The 19286-nt window shown below is 40.9% G+C and carries 20 protein-coding genes; all 20 read right to left on the minus strand.

The features are described 5' to 3' along the window. Window positions 1-137: 137 nt before the first annotated feature. Complete coding sequence (gene spo0A, locus ACFX4I_RS06735; RefSeq protein WP_034308269.1) at window positions 138-929, minus strand: sporulation transcription factor Spo0A; 792 nt, start codon at window positions 927-929, stop codon at window positions 138-140. 330 nt (window positions 930-1259) lie between these two features. Next, entirely contained in the window at window positions 1260-2552 is a 1293-nt protein-coding gene (spoIVB, locus tag ACFX4I_RS06740; RefSeq protein WP_230302574.1) for a SpoIVB peptidase, read from the minus strand. 161 nt (window positions 2553-2713) lie between these two features. After that, complete coding sequence (gene recN / locus ACFX4I_RS06745) at window positions 2714-4429, minus strand: DNA repair protein RecN (protein WP_283931908.1); 1716 nt, start codon at window positions 4427-4429, stop codon at window positions 2714-2716. Between the two features lie 22 nt (window positions 4430-4451). Beyond that, window positions 4452-4901 (minus strand): transcriptional regulator AhrC/ArgR, encoded by a 450-nt coding sequence (gene ahrC, locus ACFX4I_RS06750; protein WP_034308279.1) that lies wholly within the window; start codon window positions 4899-4901, stop codon window positions 4452-4454. 326 nt (window positions 4902-5227) lie between these two features. Next, on the minus strand, window positions 5228-6055 hold the full coding sequence (locus tag ACFX4I_RS06755; RefSeq protein WP_377419764.1) for a TlyA family RNA methyltransferase: 828 nt from the start codon (window positions 6053-6055) through the stop codon (window positions 5228-5230). A 4-nt stretch (window positions 6056-6059) separates the two neighbouring features. Beyond that, window positions 6060-7952: a 1-deoxy-D-xylulose-5-phosphate synthase gene (dxs, locus tag ACFX4I_RS06760; protein ID WP_377419766.1), complete on the minus strand. Its 1893-nt coding sequence runs from the start codon at window positions 7950-7952 to the stop codon at window positions 6060-6062. A 250-nt stretch (window positions 7953-8202) separates the two neighbouring features. Beyond that, entirely contained in the window at window positions 8203-9096 is an 894-nt protein-coding gene (locus tag ACFX4I_RS06765) for a polyprenyl synthetase family protein (protein WP_377419768.1), read from the minus strand. 1 nt (window position 9097) lies between these two features. Next, window positions 9098-9331: an exodeoxyribonuclease VII small subunit gene (locus tag ACFX4I_RS06770; protein ID WP_034308286.1), complete on the minus strand. Its 234-nt coding sequence runs from the start codon at window positions 9329-9331 to the stop codon at window positions 9098-9100. Beyond that, window positions 9328-10680: an exodeoxyribonuclease VII large subunit gene (gene xseA / locus ACFX4I_RS06775; protein WP_377419770.1), complete on the minus strand. Its 1353-nt coding sequence runs from the start codon at window positions 10678-10680 to the stop codon at window positions 9328-9330. Before xseA ends, ACFX4I_RS06770 begins: the two co-directional genes overlap by 4 nt. Window positions 10681-10828: 148 nt before the next feature. Then, window positions 10829-11704 carry a bifunctional methylenetetrahydrofolate dehydrogenase/methenyltetrahydrofolate cyclohydrolase FolD gene (gene folD, locus ACFX4I_RS06780; RefSeq protein ID WP_377419772.1) on the minus strand — a complete coding sequence of 292 codons (876 nt, stop codon included), beginning with the start codon at window positions 11702-11704 and terminating at the stop codon, window positions 10829-10831. A 70-nt stretch (window positions 11705-11774) separates the two neighbouring features. Next, a complete protein-coding gene (nusB, locus tag ACFX4I_RS06785) occupies window positions 11775-12167 on the minus strand; it encodes a transcription antitermination factor NusB (RefSeq protein ID WP_230302569.1) in 393 nt (130 codons plus the stop codon). 449 nt (window positions 12168-12616) lie between these two features. Further along, window positions 12617-13021, minus strand: coding sequence for an Asp23/Gls24 family envelope stress response protein (locus ACFX4I_RS06790; RefSeq protein WP_222620245.1), 405 nt, complete (start codon window positions 13019-13021; stop codon window positions 12617-12619). A gap of 37 nt (window positions 13022-13058) precedes the next feature. Then, entirely contained in the window at window positions 13059-14411 is a 1353-nt protein-coding gene (accC, locus tag ACFX4I_RS06795; protein ID WP_057278794.1) for an acetyl-CoA carboxylase biotin carboxylase subunit, read from the minus strand. Between the two features lie 14 nt (window positions 14412-14425). Next, window positions 14426-14917, minus strand: coding sequence for an acetyl-CoA carboxylase biotin carboxyl carrier protein (accB, locus tag ACFX4I_RS06800; RefSeq protein ID WP_230302567.1), 492 nt, complete (start codon window positions 14915-14917; stop codon window positions 14426-14428). A 609-nt stretch (window positions 14918-15526) separates the two neighbouring features. Further along, on the minus strand, window positions 15527-16114 hold the full coding sequence (locus tag ACFX4I_RS06805) for a SpoIIIAH-like family protein (protein ID WP_230302566.1): 588 nt from the start codon (window positions 16112-16114) through the stop codon (window positions 15527-15529). A gap of 14 nt (window positions 16115-16128) precedes the next feature. Then, window positions 16129-16800 (minus strand): stage III sporulation protein AG, encoded by a 672-nt coding sequence (spoIIIAG, locus tag ACFX4I_RS06810; protein ID WP_063233088.1) that lies wholly within the window; start codon window positions 16798-16800, stop codon window positions 16129-16131. 7 nt (window positions 16801-16807) lie between these two features. Continuing rightward, on the minus strand, window positions 16808-17416 hold the full coding sequence (gene spoIIIAF, locus ACFX4I_RS06815; RefSeq protein WP_230302565.1) for a stage III sporulation protein AF: 609 nt from the start codon (window positions 17414-17416) through the stop codon (window positions 16808-16810). A gap of 16 nt (window positions 17417-17432) precedes the next feature. Then, window positions 17433-18641, minus strand: coding sequence for a stage III sporulation protein AE (gene spoIIIAE / locus ACFX4I_RS06820; RefSeq protein WP_230302564.1), 1209 nt, complete (start codon window positions 18639-18641; stop codon window positions 17433-17435). A gap of 33 nt (window positions 18642-18674) precedes the next feature. Continuing rightward, on the minus strand, window positions 18675-19064 hold the full coding sequence (gene spoIIIAD, locus ACFX4I_RS06825; protein ID WP_094246647.1) for a stage III sporulation protein AD: 390 nt from the start codon (window positions 19062-19064) through the stop codon (window positions 18675-18677). Between the two features lie 14 nt (window positions 19065-19078). Then, window positions 19079-19282 carry a stage III sporulation protein AC gene (gene spoIIIAC / locus ACFX4I_RS06830; protein ID WP_034308319.1) on the minus strand — a complete coding sequence of 68 codons (204 nt, stop codon included), beginning with the start codon at window positions 19280-19282 and terminating at the stop codon, window positions 19079-19081. Window positions 19283-19286 lie beyond the last annotated feature (4 nt).

The following is a 19286-nucleotide window of genomic DNA, read 5'->3' on the forward strand; positions in this document are numbered from 1 at the left end:
AGAAAAAATCAAGAAGCAACTTCTTCCTGTCCTTTACCTCCAGACGGAGAGTTCCTATTTATATTTAGCGGCTCTAGCCTTTATATGGTCAATTGTTGTTACCCTGAATCCTTACAACCGGTGTTCCCCTACCCCTGTCAAGAAGCTTTATGTTCGAGGCGCAGCTTATCGGCAACCATGGCAATGAATTCGGAATTTGTAGGTTTTGCCTTAGTCATGCTTACGGTATATCCGAAAAGAGATGATATGGATTCTATATTTCCACGGCTCCAGGCCACTTCAATCGCATGACGGATAGCACGTTCAACACGGCTGGCCGTAGTATTGTATTTTTTTGCGATATCCGGATATAAAACTTTGGTGATAGAACCCAATAGTTCAATATCATTATATACCATTGATATCGCTTCCCTTAAATACAAATAGCCCTTAATATGTGCAGGCACTCCAATTTCGTGAATGATGCTTGTGATACTGGCATCGAGGTTCTTCGGCTTGGATTCATTTTGGGGACGATAGCTAAATTGACTATGATTTTTTAAAACCGCCTGCCCTTTACCGCTTACCTGACGTATGTGATTGGCCAGATTTTCCATATCGAATGGTTTCAGGATAAAGTAAGACGCACCCAAATCAACAGCTTTTTTCGTTACATCTTCTTGACCAAAGGCAGTAAGCATAATCACATTAGGCATAGCACCCCGTTTTACTTCACGAAGTTTTTCAAGTACACCTAACCCATCTAAATGAGGCATGATAATATCGAGGATCAATATATCCGGATCAACGCTTTCAAGCATCCCCAGGCAATCTTGACCGTTATGTGCCACCCCAATTACTTCCATGTCTTCCTGTGCAGAAATGTATTCTTCCAGAAGGCCAACAAGTTCTCTATTATCATCTACAACGCACACCTTAATTTTTTTCACGCTTGATTTCCTCCTCAACTACAATTGGTCTTTTTTTCTATATGACTAAATTCTATTGTAATTGAACTTTTCGACAATGGAAACTAAATTCCTTTTATTTTTGAAAAAATATAAGGAATTCAATATTATTCTCCGGATATCTCTTGTTTTCGACTTCGTTTGCTATTCGAATTAAGCGATTGTCGAAAAATCTTCATATCGTTATTATTTTATCACATCGTTTCAAAAAAACCTCTATTTTTTGAAGAAATCAAATTTAATTCCTACCCACAACCTATGCTAACCATAACTTCCCATTAAAAAGGGGCATCCAAAAGGATACCCGGATTCTTAGCTTGCCTTTTCATAATTATTTTTGTCGTATATATTTATACCGGCTTCGTTTAACATCCATTCGATATGGACTCCATACCCACTTGTAGGATCATTAACGAATACATGGGTGACTGCACCGATTAATTTCCCATTTTGTATGATAGGACTGCCGCTCATACCTTGAACGATCCCACCTGTTTTTTGCAGCAATTCTTTATCCGTCACTTTTAAGACCATTCCTTTAATGGCAGGAAACTTCTGTGGTATGGAACTGACGATTTCGACATCGAATTCCTCCACTTTAGAACCATCCACCACTGTAAGGATTTTTGCTGGTCCTTCCTTTACCTCATGGGAAAGGGTTATGGGGAGTGGCTTGTCGTTAATTCCATTTTTATAATCTTGATTTAATTTCCCAAAAATTCCAAAGGGGCTATTGCGATTGATATTTCCTATTTTTTCTTTATTAGAAGAAAAGCGTGCCAATTTTTCTCCGGGATCACCATTGCTTCCCTTTTCGATGGATGTGACCGTCGATTGAACAATCTGTCCGTCCTTAACAACAATCGGCTTTTTTGTATCCATATCGGATATGACATGTCCCAACGCCCCATATTTTTTTGAATCCGGGTGATAAAACGTCATCGTTCCGATACCAGCTGCCGAATCACGGATATACAAACCCAATTTGTAAGTTCCTTCATTCTTATCTTTTAGAGGTAATAGGGTACTGTGGAGCACTTCATTATCACGGTTAATGACAAGATTCAACGCCTCACCCTTTTCGCCTGCCTGCTGAACAAAAGGGGTTACATCCCCCATCTTCTTTATCGTCTGACCATTGATTTCTGTAATAATATCACCGATTTCAATTTTCGCTTTTTCTCCCGGTGATTTTTTCCCCTGCGCAGTATCAATAAGATGATGACCTACTACAAGCACCCCAAGAGTATTAAGCTTTACTCCAATCGATTGGCCTCCAGGCATGACTTTAAAGTCTTTTAACACCCTGATGTCGACCTTTTTGGCAGGCAAGCCTGCTACATCTAGTAACACTTCATTCGTACCTGGTTTCTCAGCACCAAGCGTAATCGAAGCTTGTTCATCATGAAGCGATATTCCATCACTGGATCCCGAAGTTTTTGCAGTAACAGGCAATGATTTGGAAATACTATATTGACTTCCTTCAAATAGTACAAGATGATTTGGAATTAAAAAATATTCACGAGATGGCTGGTATAACCCTAATGTTAATAGCGAAACAAGGAGAATTCCACCGATGATCCTGTTTATCCATATAAATTTCAATCCATTCACTCTCCTCGCTCTCTGAAACTTAATGGCTACACCTTTAATTTAGCCCTCATGACAGTCATTTATAACAGATGCAAAAAATAAAAGCTATCCGTTTTTGGATAGCTTTACAATGAATGCTTATGATAAGTTTAATTAATCTTCTTACCGGCCCTTCAAGATGTTATCTTCAGCCTTTTGGCAAGCTGGATTAATTCATTTGCATGTTGTTTCGTCAAATCCGTTATCTCTACTCCTGAAATCATCCTGCCAATTTCTTTTATTTTTTCAGTTTCAATTAACGGCTTTACCGATGTATTCGTGCGTCCGGCCCTTACATTTTTCGCTATGAAAAGGTGAGTATCCGCCATAGCTGCCACTTGTGGCAAATGGGATATGCACAGTACTTGTGATCCAGTTGCCACTTTATAGATCTTTTCGGCAATGGATTGCGCAACCCGTCCGCTCACACCTGTGTCCACTTCATCAAAGATAATGGACGTTATACCTTGGTGCTTGGAGAATATGCTTTTCAATGCCAGCATGATCCTAGACAGCTCTCCACCAGATGCGATTTTAGAAAGAGGTTTTAATGGTTCACCTGGATTGGTGGAAATATAAAATTCCATTGAATCCAGCCCTGACTGATTGATGCCCCTATCTGACAATTCATCGAAAGTATAGGCCGTTTGAAGGAAATGTGGTTCGAAAATTGTCTTTTCCATGTATAAATCTTTTAATTCCTGATGAATCTTTTTGGTTAGCTGCTGAGCAAATTTCTGGCGAAGTTCAGACAGATTCTTTGCTTCGACAATTAAATCTGCCTTGATGGATTTCATTTCCTTTTCAAGCTTCGCTATATGGGTTTCCCTATTTAGCAGCTTTTCGACTTCTTCTTCAATAGCGGCCCCATATTCCAGGATTTCCTCGATGGTCCGCCCGTATTTACGCTTTAATTGATTTATTTCATTAAGGCGACTTTCAATGAATTCCACTCGTTCTGTATCATAATCCAAAGAGTCTAATTGGTCACGGATGTTGGACACGGCCTCTTCAAGCAGGAAGTAGCTATTTGAAACGGTTTCAGAGCTGTTCTTTAATCCTTCATCAAGCCCTGCCGCTTCCTCCAAATTATTCATGGCTACGGAAAGCCAATCAATTGCATGCTGCTCACCATTTAAAGCATTATAACTGGTTTGCAGCGCTTCATGGATTTTTTCAAAATTATTAATTTTCTTCCGCTCTTCCATCAATTCTTCATCTTCGCGTAATTTCAAATCAGCTTTTTGGATTTCATCGAATTGAAATTGGATCAAATCAAGGCGGTGGACCATTTGCTGTTCATTTTGGCTCAAACCATTCAATTGTTTAGAAGCGGTTTCATAACGTTTATATAGCTTTTGGTATTCAGTGAGTGCAGATGCGATTTTTTCACCGCCGAATTGATCGAGCAGTGGAAGATGGAGTCGTTCGTCCATTAATTCCTGATGTTCATGCTGACCATGGATATCTATCAACGTCCGTCCTATCTCACGTAAGGTGGAAATCGTTACAAGCTTTCCATTTACCCTGCAAACGCTTTTGCCGCTCAGTGAGATATCCCTTCGAAGTATCGCCATCCCATCATTCATATCGATGCCAAACTCTTCCGCTTTGGCAAAGACCGGGTGTTTTTCATCTTCAATTTGGAATAATCCTTCTATTTCAGCCTTCGACTCACCATGCCGAATGAACTCTGCAGAACCACGTCCCCCAACCAAAAGATGAACGGCATCTATTATGATTGACTTCCCTGCCCCTGTTTCTCCTGTCAAGACCGTCAAGCCTTTCTCAAATGAAACGGACAGGCTGTCTATGATCGCAAAATTCCTAATCGATAGTTCTGTTAACAAACTAGGTCACCTCACAACATTATTAGAGCATGTCCAAGAATTTGCCGGAAATGATCTTTGCATCTTCCTCAGAACGGCAGATAATTAAACAAGTATCGTCGCCGCCGATCGTCCCGAGTATTTCTTGCCAATTTAAATTATCAATCAATGCACAGATTGCCTGGGCATTACCTGGGAGCATCTTCATAACCAGTAAATTGTTGGCTGAGTCAATGCGTACAAATGCATCGACAAGGATTCTCTTTAATTTTTGAAGTGGATTGAAACGTTGGTCGGCCGGCAGACTGTATTTATACCTTCCATCCGTTAAAGGAACTTTTACAAGGTGAAGCTCTTTAATATCCCTAGAAACAGTGGCTTGAGTTACATTGTATCCAGCTAATTTCAATTCTTCAACTAACTCATCCTGGGTTTCGATATCATTATTCGTTATAATGTCCCTTATTTTTATATGTCGTTGTCCTTTATTCATAAGTAGAAGCACCTCTTCTCAACTGTTGCTCATTTAATGGTAATGGTATCACTTTCATTTCTTACTTAAGCAGGCTGTCCCACTACGGGATTGCTTCGGTCATCAGTACGTGCAAATAGGCCGCTTTAGAAAGTGGCTAATATTAATGTTATCGGATTTTTATGCAATTGTACAACTTTTTCTCTAAAAATGAATACAAGTCTATTATTTGTACTTACCTTTTTTATGTATCAACCGTTAAATGATTCAGTTCATGACGCACAATGTATAGTTAAAAAGCTCCTTTAGCCAACCATTCAGCCAAAGGAGCCCATACAAAGTTCTAGCTATTCTTTTTTAAATTGGGCATGGGCCTCTCCAACGATGTCATCAACCGTTTTCGAAAGCAATATCGCTCCTTCTTCCTTCGACCCTTGCCAGTGTAAATGAAGTAAGAATTCAATATTTCCATCACCGCCGGTAATAGGTGAGAAGGAGGCATTCTTAATATCATAGCCTTCCTTTAAAGAAAAAGAAATGATCTTATCCAACACTTGTTTGTGGATTTTGGGATCACGAACAATCCCCTTTTTACCCACTTGATCCTTCCCAGCTTCGAATTGCGGTTTAACCAAGGCAACAACATCACTATTCGGGACGAGCAAGGTCTTTAGCACCGGTAAAATTAACGTAAGCGAGATGAAAGAAACATCAATGCTTGCAAAGTTTGGCATCTCCCCATCGAGATCGGCGGGTGTAACATAACGGAAATTGGTCCGTTCCATTACTTTTACCCGCTCATCCTGCCTAAGCTTCCAGGCAAGCTGATTATAGCCGACATCAAGCGCATAAGACATTATGGCGCCATTTTGCAAAGCACAATCCGTGAACCCACCAGTTGATGATCCTATATCAAGCAGTATTTTTCCATTCACTTGTAAATCGAATTCCCTTAATGCCTTCTCAAGTTTAAGACCGCCTCTTGAAACGTAAGGCATAACTTTTCCTTTGATCGTAAATTCGAGATCGACCGGCACTTTTTCCCCCGGTTTCTCGTACCTTTCTTCATTCGCGTAGACAAGGCCTGCCATAACCATACGCTTCGCTTTTTCACGTGTATCGGCCAAGCCTTGTTCTACAAGTAATACATCTACTCTTTCTTTCATCACTTTCATATTGTCAGGCCCTTTTTTCTTTTTTGGGTGTTATCATTTTAATCTTTTTGATGGCTGTCTCAGTCGTTAAACCGATTTCTTCAAGAAGTTCATCGACACTTCCATGTTCAATGAAATAATCAGGTATTCCCATTCGATCTATAGTTGCCCCATAAAAACCTTGATCATGAGCATATTCAAGTACAGAGCTACCAAAACCACCTTGAAGAACCGCTTCTTCTATTGTCAAGATTGGCATTTTTTCACCAAGGAGACTGCTTAGCATGTTCTCATCCAAAGGCTTAATGAACCGGGCATTGATCACCTTAACTGAATAATCCTCTTTCTCCAGCAGTTCTGCCGCTTCAAGAGCCATGGGAATCGTTGTTCCGAACGTTAAGATGGCAGCATCCGTTCCTTCTTTAAGAACTTCCCACGAACCGATTGGAATCTGCTTTAATTCGGTATCCATCACAACTCCCCAACCATTCCCACGAGGGAAACGCATAGCAATCGGACCATCATTATAGTTTAAGGCTGTATTGACCATATGCTGACCTTCGTTTTCATCTTTAGGCATCATCAACACCATATTCGGTACATGGCGTAAGAAAGCAATATCGAAAACGCCTTGATGCGTTTCACCATCGGAACCAACCAATCCGGCACGATCGATCCCTATGAATACGTTCAAATTTTGACGGCATATATCATGAACGACCTGGTCATAAGCTCTTTGCAGGAAGGTTGAATATATAGCCAGGAAAGGTTTCATTTTTTGCGTTGCCAATCCTGCGGCAAAAGTTGCAGCATGCTGCTCGGCAATCCCTACATCATAGAAACGCTCTGGGAACTCTTGAGAAAAGCCCACCAACTTCGATCCTACGGGCATAGCAGGTGTAATCGCGACAATCCGCTCATCGTCACGAGCTAGCCTGCTGACAGTATCGCTTACAAGAGCGCTCCAAGCAGGACCTTTACTAGGGGATTTAACGAAATCGCCAGTCTCTATCTTATATGGGCCTGTCCCATGCCAGTTCCCTGTTGTATCCAATTCGGCAGGTGAATATCCTTTGCCTTTTTTCGTGATGACATGCAGCAGTACAGGTCCCTTCGTTTTCTTGGCATATCTTAAATTCTCCAGCAATTCTTCATAATTATGACCATCTACTGGTCCAAGGTATGTGAAACCAAGCTCTTCGAAAAAGATTCCTGAGACCAATAAGTACTTCATGCTATCCTTCAATCGTTCAGCTGTAGCTGCAAGTTTACCACCGACTGCAGGAATTTTTTTCAAAAGCAGTTCCAATTCATCTTTTGCCCAGTTATATTTACCTGCTGTCCGCAATCTTCCCAATACCGTGTGCAGGGCACCTACGTTAGGGGCTATGGACATTTCATTATCATTCAGGATAACGATCATGTCCTTTTTTTCATCACCGATATGATTCAACGCTTCAAGCGCCATTCCGCCTGTTAGTGCACCGTCCCCGATTACAGGCAAAATAAAACTGCTTTCACCTTTGATATCACGGGCAGCCGCCATTCCCATTGCAGCTGAAAGGGAAGTCGAACTGTGACCTGTTTCCCAAACATCATGGGGGCTTTCAATCATTTTAGGAAAACCGCAAAGGCCTTTATATTTCTTTAAGGTGTCGAACTCTCCTGCTCTGCCAGTCAGGATTTTATGGACATAGGATTGATGTCCGACATCCCATAAAATTTTATCATTCGGACTGTCGAATTCTTTATGCAAAGCTATAGTCAACTCGACAACACCTAAATTGGGCCCAATATGCCCACCGGTCACCGATAATTTTTCCACAAGGAATTTACGTACTTCCACACTTAACTCGACAAGTTCTTCATTATTCATCTTCTTCAAAAAAGAAGGGTCTTTTATAGATAGAAGATCCAAACAGGACCACTCACTTTCTGTAGTTTTCGGTTGTAAGCATAAACAAAGCCTCATTAAAAAAGGACTATGGATGACTAGACCGAAAAAATGGTTTTAAGTTAAAAAATAGCCGCCAACACCCAGGTGATTTCGGCGGCTTATTATACCTATTTTATCACGTATCTCAATAAAAAAATTCATTTTGATTTTCACATATTTTTGCACAATGAGTATACCATAAAACCTCAATTGATAACAAATTTAGCCACAATCAATGATTACGGTTCGCTATTAAATCAGTTAGTTCATTCAACAAACCCGTTTGTAATGTTGTTTTTCCTAAAGCGGCATGGGCAAGTTCTATATGATGTTCCAACTTTTCCTTTGCTCCTTGAAGCGTAAGCAAAGATGGATATGTGCTTTTATGATTCCCCACATCACTGCCAACCGGCTTGCCGATCAACTCGACTGACCCTTCAATATCCAGGATATCATCGCGAATTTGAAAAGCAAGCCCCAGATGGTAAGCAAAATCACGTAAATGCAGTTGCTGTTCTTCATTCGCCCCGGCTAATATAGCACCTGAAAGGATGCTTGCAGTCAATAACTTCCCTGTTTTATGTTCATGTATATACTCCAATTCCTGAAGGGTCAACTGTTTATTTTCACCTTCCATATCCGCAACTTGCCCTCCAACCATTCCTTCGGCTCCGGCAGAATTGGCAATTTCACTTACTAGGTTCAGCTTCATTTCAGCCGTCACCTCGGGATCGATTATATCCGTCACCAATTGAAAGCTATATGTAAGAAGCGCATCTCCTGCCAGTATTGCTACCGCTTCACCGAACACTTTATGGTTCGTCGGTTTTCCGCGCCGGAGATCATCATCATCCATCGCCGGAAGATCATCATGAATCAAAGAATATGTATGAATCATTTCAATGGCAGCCGCTGCAGGAATCCCCATCCTTAAGTTTTTTCCAAAGGCCTCCAGAACTGCAAAGACCAATAACGGGCGAATCCGTTTACCTCCTGCCTCCAGTGAATAGATCATGGCTTCTTTGACCACTGCCGGAGCTTTAAGTTTATTGACATATTCCACGATTTCCCGTTCTATAACCGCCTTATATTCTTTAGAAAACATTTCAAAGGACGCCGTACCCATGTCATTCTTCCTCCTGTACAGCGAAGTTTTCAAGTTCCCCATCTTCGCGTAAAATTTGAGTCAACTGATCTTCAACAGCCTTAAGCTTTGAATGGCAAAGCCTTGATAAATCCATTCCTTGTTTATAGATGGAGATGGCTTCTTCCAAGGGTACATCGCCCTCTTCCAACTGCTCTACAATTTTTTCGAGATTCTCCATCGCTTCTTCAAATGTAGCTTCCTGTTTTTTTGTCATGGTTCAATCCGCTCCTTTATTTCTTTAATTTCACATTCAAGGGTTCCATCTTTTATCGAAACCGCTATCTTATCCCCTTTGGATACTTGATGTGTACTTTTCACTAATGTCTCATCCTCAGCAAAAACCAAACCATAGCCCCGTTCCATGATTTTTAGTGGACTTAGGGCAGATAAAGTGGCTGTTATATGGACGAACTGCTGTGATTTTTGCCGATAGATGGCTTCCATGGCCCTTCGTAAAACCTTTGCATGCTGCTGTAATTCACCTTTCGCATTTTTCACCGCTTGTTCAGGATGCTGCTTTTTCAGAATTTCGTTCAGCTGATTCAGCTCATCTCTCTTTTTCATGAAATATCGCGTGCTGGTCCTACCTAGCCTGTCCATCGTCTTGTCCAGCTGTTCCAGCTTTTGTTCATACATTTTATGTGGATAACGGAAAGCATAAGACCTCTCCATCCTTGTTAAACGGGTCCGTTCAAAATTCACCGCTTCTTGAATGGAGCGGGTCAATCGATTCTTGCGGTTCATCAGGCGTTCGAGAATTTCATTCAAGTGAGGAACCGCTAACTCTGCTGCACCAGTCGGTGTAGGAGCACGCATATCGGCGACAAAATCAGCAATTGTAAAATCGGTTTCGTGACCGACAGCAGAAATTACCGGTATATCGGAATCATAAATCGATTCAGCCACTATCTCCTCATTAAACGCCCATAGTTCCTCGATCGACCCGCCGCCCCTTCCGACAATGAGAACATCGCTTTCCGCCCTTGCGTTAGCCATGGAAATTGCCTTGGCAATCGATTTAGCTGCATTATTCCCTTGTACAAGTGCTGGATAAACGATGATCCTGGCGATTGGATATCTCCGCTTGATGGTTATCAGAATATCTCTTAATGCAGCTCCGGTCGGCGATGTTATGACACCTACAGACTTAGGGTACTGCGGGATCGGCTTCTTGTGTTCGGCCAAAAACAAACCAGCCGCCTCCAGCTTTTTCTTCAGCTGTTCATAAGCAAGATACAAATCCCCCACACCATCAGGGGCCATGCTTTTCACATAAAGCTGATACTGTCCCCCTGCTTCATATAAGGATATATCGCCCTTAACAAGTACCTTCATACCATTTTCGGGCAGGAATTTCATCCCTTTATTATTGGCGGCAAACATAACGGAGAGGAGTCGGGCCTTCTCATCCTTTAAAGTAAAATACATATGTCCGCTTGTATGTTGTTTAAAATTTGAAATTTCACCTTTTATGTATACATTTTGCAAATGGGGATCGGCATCGAACTTCCTTTTGATGTACTTCGTTAAAGCCGACACACTCAAATATTGTTGGTTGCTCATATAATGTCTCCTTCCGATGGAAATCGGATATAAAGAAAACCGCCTATAGATTATACTTGAAACTTGATCAATCCATGAATGGAAAAAAGCGGTCTCCCGTTATTATAAAACAAGAGGTCCGCTTCTTTAAAATAATTTAACGTTTTTTTCAGCTTTTTAATGCTTGCTCGTTCTGTTCAAGTGCTTTTTGAGCAGATTTGACCGTATTCTTCATAAGCATCGTAATCGTCATTGGACCAACGCCTTTAGGAACAGGTGTAATGTATGAAGCCTTATTTTTCACTTCATCAAACGCCACATCACCGCAAAGCTTCCCTTCATCATTCCTGTTCATTCCGACGTCAATGACGACTGCGCCTTCTTTAATATGGTCACTCGTGATCGTGTCCCTCTTTCCGACAGCTGCCACAACGACATCGGCTTGCTTAGTATAATAGGCAAGATCCTTTGTCCGTGAATGACAGTATGTAACGGTTGCATTTGCATTTAAAAATAATTGTCCGGCTGGCTTACCGACGATATTACTTCTCCCTACGATGACAACATGCTTACCTTCAAGGTCATAGTCGATATACTCAAGCATCACCATGACGCCATATGGAGTACAAGGTAAAAATGCATCTTGGCCCGTCATCATCCGCCCAATATTAATCGGGTGGAATCCATCAACATCCTTTTCAGGAGAAATCGCTTCAATGATCGCTTTTTCCTGAATATGTCCAGGCAATGGCAGCTGCACCAATATACCATGAATGCTGTCATCCTGGTTTAATTCAGCAATGCTCTGAATTAATTCCTCCTGAGAGAGTTCCGCAGGCTTTTTAATCAATACGGAATGCATGCCCAAGTCCTCACAGGCCTTTTGCTTATTGCGCACATAAGTTTGTGATGCTTGATTGTCACCCACCAGGATTACAGCCAAACCCGGAACGATATTTTTTTTTCGTAATTGTTGAACTTCCTTACTGATTTCCTGCCTAACTGACTCCGCAATTTCTTTACCATTAATGATTTGAGCTGACATGTGTTTATTTCCTCCCAAGTTAATTTCCCTAAAGAAATTGCTGTGAGAATCCTTGTTCGAGGCTGCAACTTTAGCTGCCGCTTTTCACCTTTACTTTGGATAAAACGGCATTTACAAAGCTGCTCGATTGATCATCACCGAATTTCTTAGCAATTTCAATAGCTTCATTCATTGCAACACTTACAGGAACATCTTCACTGTGAACCATTTCATAAACCGCGATCCGCAGTAAATTCCGATCAATGTTCGCCAGTCTTTCCAACGTCCAATTCTCTAAGTTGTCCCTGATCATTCCATCAATTCGTTCTCGATTTTCCGTTATCCCCATTACTAATTTTTTGAAATATTCATCAGTGGGAGCACCATCCAGTACGCTTTCCATTGCTTCTTCTGCATTTGAGTTGGCAATATCTATCTGATATAGTGCTTGAAGGGATTTTTCACGGGCTTCTCTTCTTTTCATAATCTTACTCCTTTTACATCTACTATTATATATGAAAATGCTAGAACAAACGAACATTAAATAACATTTTTTCAAAAATATTAAGATTCTCGCTATATTATTTATAAAAACAAGCTAAATCCCACTAAATTAAAGGCCAAATGATTCAATATCTTGATTCAAGATTACATTTCAAGATTATTTTCCAATTAAACGGCCAACACAGTCCCATACTTTTTGAAAGTGTCGAAAAGCTCTTGCCTAGCTTTCATGCTCATATTTCACCTTTTACACTCTAACAGAAATCACCCTTGAATTAAAGGGAAATTTCCAGACACCGCCTTATTATGTTCATTTAAATTTAATATTATAAGCAGGCTCCAAAAACGGGTATCTTTGAGTTTACATTCAAAAAACAAAAACCCGGCTTTTTGCCGGGTTTTTGCAGGTGTGAATCGAATGAAGCCCACTTACACTTCTTGTTCGTAATCCGCTTCTTGTTTAGCGTTTTCAAACGCAATGCCCACTACATGAATGTTCACTTCGCCAGCGTCGATAGCGGTCATATTCAATAAAGCTTCACGAATGTTATCTTGCACTTCCTGAGCAACTTTCGGAATTGAAACACCAAACTTCATGACACAATAAAGTTCGACTTTGATGGATTCTCCCGTTAAGTCCACTTTAACACCTTTACCGTGGTTCTTTTTACCAAGCTTTTCAACAACACCCGTAGCGAAATTCCCGCGCATATGTGCAACACCTTCAACTTCCGATGCAGCGATACCCGCAATCACCTCAATCACCTCAGGCGCAATCTCCACTTTGCCCAGCCCACTATTATAATCATTCATTTCGAGTAATTGGCCTTCCATTTCACTCATTCAAAAGCACCTCCTGTCTTCCTTTACATTATGAGTTCATTACATCATATATTTCAAGGAATTTGGTATTAAATTCCCCGGAAACAAATTGTTCATGCTGAAGTAACTTAATATGGAAAGGAATTGTGGTACTGATCCCTTCAATGACAAACTCACCCAAGGCGCGTTTCATCTTCTCGATCGCCTCTTCTCTAGTCGGTGCATGGACGATCAATTTAGCGATCATGGAATCGTAATACGGCGGTATCGAGTACCCAGGGTATGCCGCAGAATCAACACGAACTCCGTAGCCGCCTGGAGGTAAATACATTTGAATCTTACCTGCGGAAGGCATGAAATTCTTTTCTGGGTTTTCGGCATTTATCCGGCATTCGATAGACCATCCGTTATAAGTGACATCCTCTTGCGAAAGCGATAGTTTGTTGCCTGAAGCAACTTTGATCTGTTCTTTAATCAAATCCACGCCCGTTACCATTTCTGTAACTGGGTGCTCAACCTGGATACGTGTATTCATTTCCATAAAGTAGTATTTCCTATTCACATAGTCATAAATAAATTCTACTGTTCCGGCACCTGAATAGTTTACGGCAAGCGCAGCCGTCACAGCGGCCTGCCCCATTTCCGCACGTATTTCACCATCCAACGCCGGTGACGGGGTTTCTTCAACAAGTTTTTGCAAACGTCGTTGGACCGTACAATCACGCTCACCTAAATGGATGGCGTTGCCATGATTATCTGCCATGACCTGTATTTCAACGTGACGGAAGTCCTCGATGAACTTTTCAATATACACGCCAGGATTCCCGAATGCCGTCGCGGCTTCCTGTTGCGTGATGTTAATGCCCTTAATGAGATCTTCTTCCGTCCTTGCGACGCGGATACCTTTACCGCCTCCGCCTGCAGTAGCTTTGATGATGACTGGGTAGCCCATTTCATTAGCTAGTGCTACACCCTCATCCGTATCTTTGATTATGCCTTTAGAACCTGGCACGATCGGTACACCAGCTTTGCGCATGGTTTCCCTTGCCACGTCCTTTGTTCCCATTTTATTGATCGCTTCGGGGCTAGGACCGATGAAAATGATATTGCATTCACGGCATAGCTCGGCAAAGTCGGCATTTTCAGCTAGGAAACCATATCCCGGATGAATTGCATCGGATCCCGTTTTCTTGGCTGTGCTGATAATGTTGGTTTTATTTAAATAACTGTCTTTTGATAATTTAGGACCGATGCAATATGCTTCGTCAGCAATTTGAACATGTAATGCTTCTTTATCTGCTTCTGAATAGACAGCAACAGTCTCGATTCCTAATTCCTTGCATGCCCGGATGATTCGGACAGCAATTTCCCCACGATTGGCAATTAATACCTTTTTAATCATTTAGAAACAGCTCCTCATTCCGGCTTTACTAAAAATAATGGTTGACCATATTCTACAAGCTGACCTTCTTTTACAAGGACTTCCACGATTTCACCGCTTACTTCAGCTTCGATTTCATTGAAAAGTTTCATGGCTTCCACGATGCAGACAATGGAATCCCCCGTTACTTTATCGCCTGTTTTTACGTATGCAGGTGAATCCGGTGCAGGAGATTGGTAGAATGTTCCTACCATCGGAGAAGTGATTTTATGTAAATTTTCCTGTTCGCTGACGGCAGCAGCAGGTTTTGCAGGCTCAACAGCTTTCGGCACTGCAGGGGCCGCTGCGGGCTTGACCTCTACAGCTGCATTGGCTTGAACAACATCTGGAGCAGCTACTGGTTGTAATACTGTACCCGTTTCAGTTTTTTTCAATTTAATTTTCGTTCCTTCATTTTCAAAAACGAATTCACTGATATTTGATTGATCGACTAGCTTAATAATTTCACGAATTTCTTGCACTTTCATTTTGTGGCACCCCTTGTCTAATTTAATATGAGTTTGTGAGGCAATAATATTTTATGTAACCTTACCCTTAGCTTATCCTACTTTGTCCAATACTGCACAAAGTAGCCGCTTTCTTTATGTGAATGCGAATAAACTGAATACAAACCTCTTCTGTATTATAACAGATATTTCACTTTCTCAAAATATTGTTTCCCTAAGAGAATTGAAAAGTTTATGACCAGCTTCTAACATCATACAATATTAGCTTATACAAATTCAATGCTAGATTAGTTGTAACTTATTATCCATACTTCTATCTTACACCTTTATTATAATATTGTGAATATGGCACCTTTACGCCTTCTCTTGAATTTCGCATTTAATTCCTAAAAAATTAGCAATAATATCCAGTATAATTACTTTTCTAGAATATTACGGATGGTCGTTATCACCATTTTTATTTGAGTTCCTTATGCGAATTGACATAAAAAAACTTTTCCTCTAAAGTTTCCAGGTTGTAAGATAGTTTAAAAAAACATAATAAAAAAAGCCTCCTTTTTTTTATTAAGGGGGCTTTCAAATTTTTATGATGTTGAACTGTTCTGTATCAGCATTATTTTCTGTAAGTATTTACTTTTCCGGTTGGAAATCGACCACAACATTTTGTGCATCGCTCACTTCTTTCCTTACGAGGCGGATAATGTTATTGGCCTCTGTTTTCGTTTGTTTATCGGCCTTGACACTCACCTTTACATCCGTACCGTCCACCCGGACCAGTGCGGCATTGTAATCCATGGCGACTATTAAGTTTTCGATGATATTTTCTTTTACTTTCGTTTCACTTAATTGTTCGATTTTTGCATAAGCCTCGTCTCTTTCTTCAGCTGATAATTCTGTGTTGCCCATCTTTGCAGTCAATTCTTCATTCAGCTTCGCCCGTTCATCTTCAATCTGCATCCTTAACGATTCGAACTCATCTCCAGATGCAATGGTTACAGAGGAACCTTCTGTATTTTTGGACGTTTCTTTTTCACTTTTATTTTCCTCTTTTGTATCCGCTTTGTTCTCTGTTTTACTTTCTGTTTTATTTTCTTCCTTTTGCTCTGTTGCCGTCATATCGGCCGCATTTTCTTCAGGAGCGGTTAAATAATAGACTGAAAGCACAACGACCAGACTTAGCATAGTCAATAACCAAACGGTTTGTTTTTTTAATAACATGTAGATTTTCCCCCTTATTTTTTAGGCATGACAGAAACCCTGTGACTCGGTACATCAAGTGAGCGTGTGACAGCCTCGATGATCCACTTCTTTATTTGAATGTTTTCGGCCCCTTTAGCGACAACCAGGACTCCTCGTACACTAGGTTTTTTCGTTTCCGAAATGATCGGTCCTTCTTTTTCACCGCTCTTGACCAAAACTAGCTGTTCATCAACAGATGTGTCTTCGACCGTCCTTTTGCCGCCTTCCTGGTCGGTTTCTTCAGTGACTTGTTTTTGGGTGACTTTGTTTCTTTCATAAACTTTTTTCTCGGATGCATCGACGTAGATTACGACTTTTACATCCTGGACGCCCGCGATGGATTCAAGCGCTTCCTTCATTTCATTCTGAAGATATATTTCATAGTCTTTTGTTGTTTTGAATTCTGATTTCTTCTGGCCGAATGTTTCAACATCCCCCTCATCATCCTGCTGTTTATCATTATTGAATACAGTCTTCACTTCAGGTGTTTGTCCAGTCTGGTTGGTGGTTAACAAATTCCCGGCCATCATGATTCCCGCTCCCAAAAGGACAACTATTAGAGCATAGACATACAGGGAAGGTTTTTTTTCCTTAGGCTCTTTTTGGTCAGGGTCTTTATTTAATAGTTTTTGCAGCCAGGATAATGGACCTTTGTCTTTGTTCAATACTCAGTCACTTCCTTTCCCCGGCGATTTCAATGATCTCTTCATCAACAGACCAACTTGTTGCCAGAAACCTTTTGACAGCATCCAGATTGGCATCATTCGAAGTGGATGGGCTATCTGCATTGATATCAACCTTCGCTACTGCTTCTATCTCCGAGTTTTCTTTCCCTTCTGCCTTTTCCAATGAGATGGTTATGTTCTGCAGATCATCAACACCCGGTTCTTCCTCATTCTTGACCCCTACATCAATTGAACTAATCTTCATGTTATAATCCACCATCAGCTCCTCTTCCACTTCTGCCTGTAAGTCAACAGCCATTTGTTTTAAAATATATGCACCCTGGGTAGCTTGTATTTCTTTTTTCTTCATTTCTGTCAAATTTCCTAAATCTTTTTTTTCCTGATCCTCAAATTCACTAGTAGCCGCAGCGAGAATATCGTCGAAATCCATATTGAATAATCCCAATATAGGAGTGATGATGATCGCAATCAGTAAAAGTCCGATGACCATTTTGGCATACTTCTGTAAAGCTGAATTCGGAAGAAGCATATCAATCACAGTAGCCAGCAATACAAATATGATGATGTTGGATACCCAGCCAGCTAAAAAACTCACCAAGCCCTCCTCCTTTCTAACGAACCATCAGGGTAATGTTTCCAGAGGCGATAATTACCGTGACACTTAAAAAAAACATGAGTGAGACAATGGCCAATGCAGCGAAAATATAAATCATGCTTTTACTTATAATGTCAAGGCATTTTATTACAGGTCCTCCGCCCAGCGGCTGCAAAAGACTCGCTGCCAATTTATATACAAAAGATATCATCAAGATTTTTATGGCGGGAAATGTGGTAATGAGCAAGAGAATGATGACGCCTGACAAGCCCACTGTATTTTTCAAAAGGACGGAGGCACTGATGACCGTATCCGTTGCATCGGTAAACATGCGCCCTATTACCGGTATAAAGTTACCTGTCACGAATTTGGCTGTCCTGATGGTCACTCCGTCAGCTACAGCTGAGGATGCTCCCTGAACGGAGATCACACCAAGGAATATGGTCATGAATGCTCCAAGGATACCGATGGCAAAATTACGGAGAAGTTGTGCCATCTGAGTCACTTTGTAATGTTCGGTCAGAGTGCTGACTATGCTTAAAATCGCAGCAAAGAATAATAACGGAAGGACGACAAACTGGATCAAGATGCCGCTTGTATTCATCAAAAACATCAATACCGGATGAAAGAATGCTGCAGATACAAGTCCGCCTGAAGCAGCTATCAATGCCAAGAGTAAAGGGATGAGCGCCATTAAAAAGGAAATCATCAAATCTATCGTATCTTTTGTATATTCAATCGCCACATGAAAACTGTTAAGTGCCAAAATGATCAGAACCATATAAACGATTGCATAAGCGACCTTACTTACGGAGCTTTGCTCGAACGCATTCTGCAAAGACTGGAGGAACATGCTGAAAACGGTTAATAAAATGAGTGATCCCAGCAGCTTTCCATTCACGAGCAGTTCATGAAAGATGAATTTTGTCATTCCCTTTATCCATTGGTCAAAGGAAAATTTCTTATCGCCGCTTACAAAATCCATGAAGCTCCCTTTCTGGCTTTCCGGTAAGAATCCTCCATATTCCGTAACGATGTCATCCCAATATTGTTTGAGCTCATCGACACCCAGCCTTTCTATTTGGTCTTGTACCAGTTCGGACTGCATGATCGGCTCTTGATCAATTTCGCCATTTTCCGGATTTTCGGCAGCTTGTCCAATAGATGCATGCAAAAAAAAGAGTAAAACGAATAGAATGGATAAGTAAGGCATCCGCTGCTTCATACATTCACCTCATTGACTAGTAGGAGTAATCCGTTAACTTGGGAGCATCTGTAAAATCGTTTCGATAATGACCGTCAAAATCGGAATCGCCATGGCAAGAATCAAGATTTTTCCGCTCAATTCTATTTTGGAAGCGAGCGAGCCTTGCCCCGCATCTTTTGTAATTTGAGAAGCGAATTCTGCAATATAGGCAATTCCGATTATTTTTAAGATGGTCTCTAGATACACGGTATTTACATTCGCATTAACTGCAATTTTTTCTAACATTAAAATGATTTCGTATATTTTGTCAGCTAAAAAAAGAAAAATGGAACATCCAACAAAAACGACTAACAGGAATGCGAAATTTGGTTTTTGCTCTTTGACGATCAGTGCCAAAAAGGTGGCAACTAGGGCAATGGCCACGATTTTTATGATTTCAATCGCGAATCCCTCCCTTACTGAAATAGAAATACAGATTTAATTTTTTGAAATAAATCCTCTACAACAGAAGCAACCATGAATAAAATATAGATAAATCCGAAAAGTGTCACCCACTGGGCATATTCCTTCTTCCCAACCTGATCGAGTATCGTGTGAAGAAATGCCACAACTAGCCCAACCCCCGCTATTTTAAATATGATGTCCACATCAATGCCCATTTTC

Origin of the sequence: Peribacillus sp. YIM B13472, assembly GCF_042788005.1 — a bacterium.
Classification (GTDB): Bacteria; Bacillota; Bacilli; order Bacillales; family DSM-1321; genus Peribacillus; species Peribacillus simplex_E.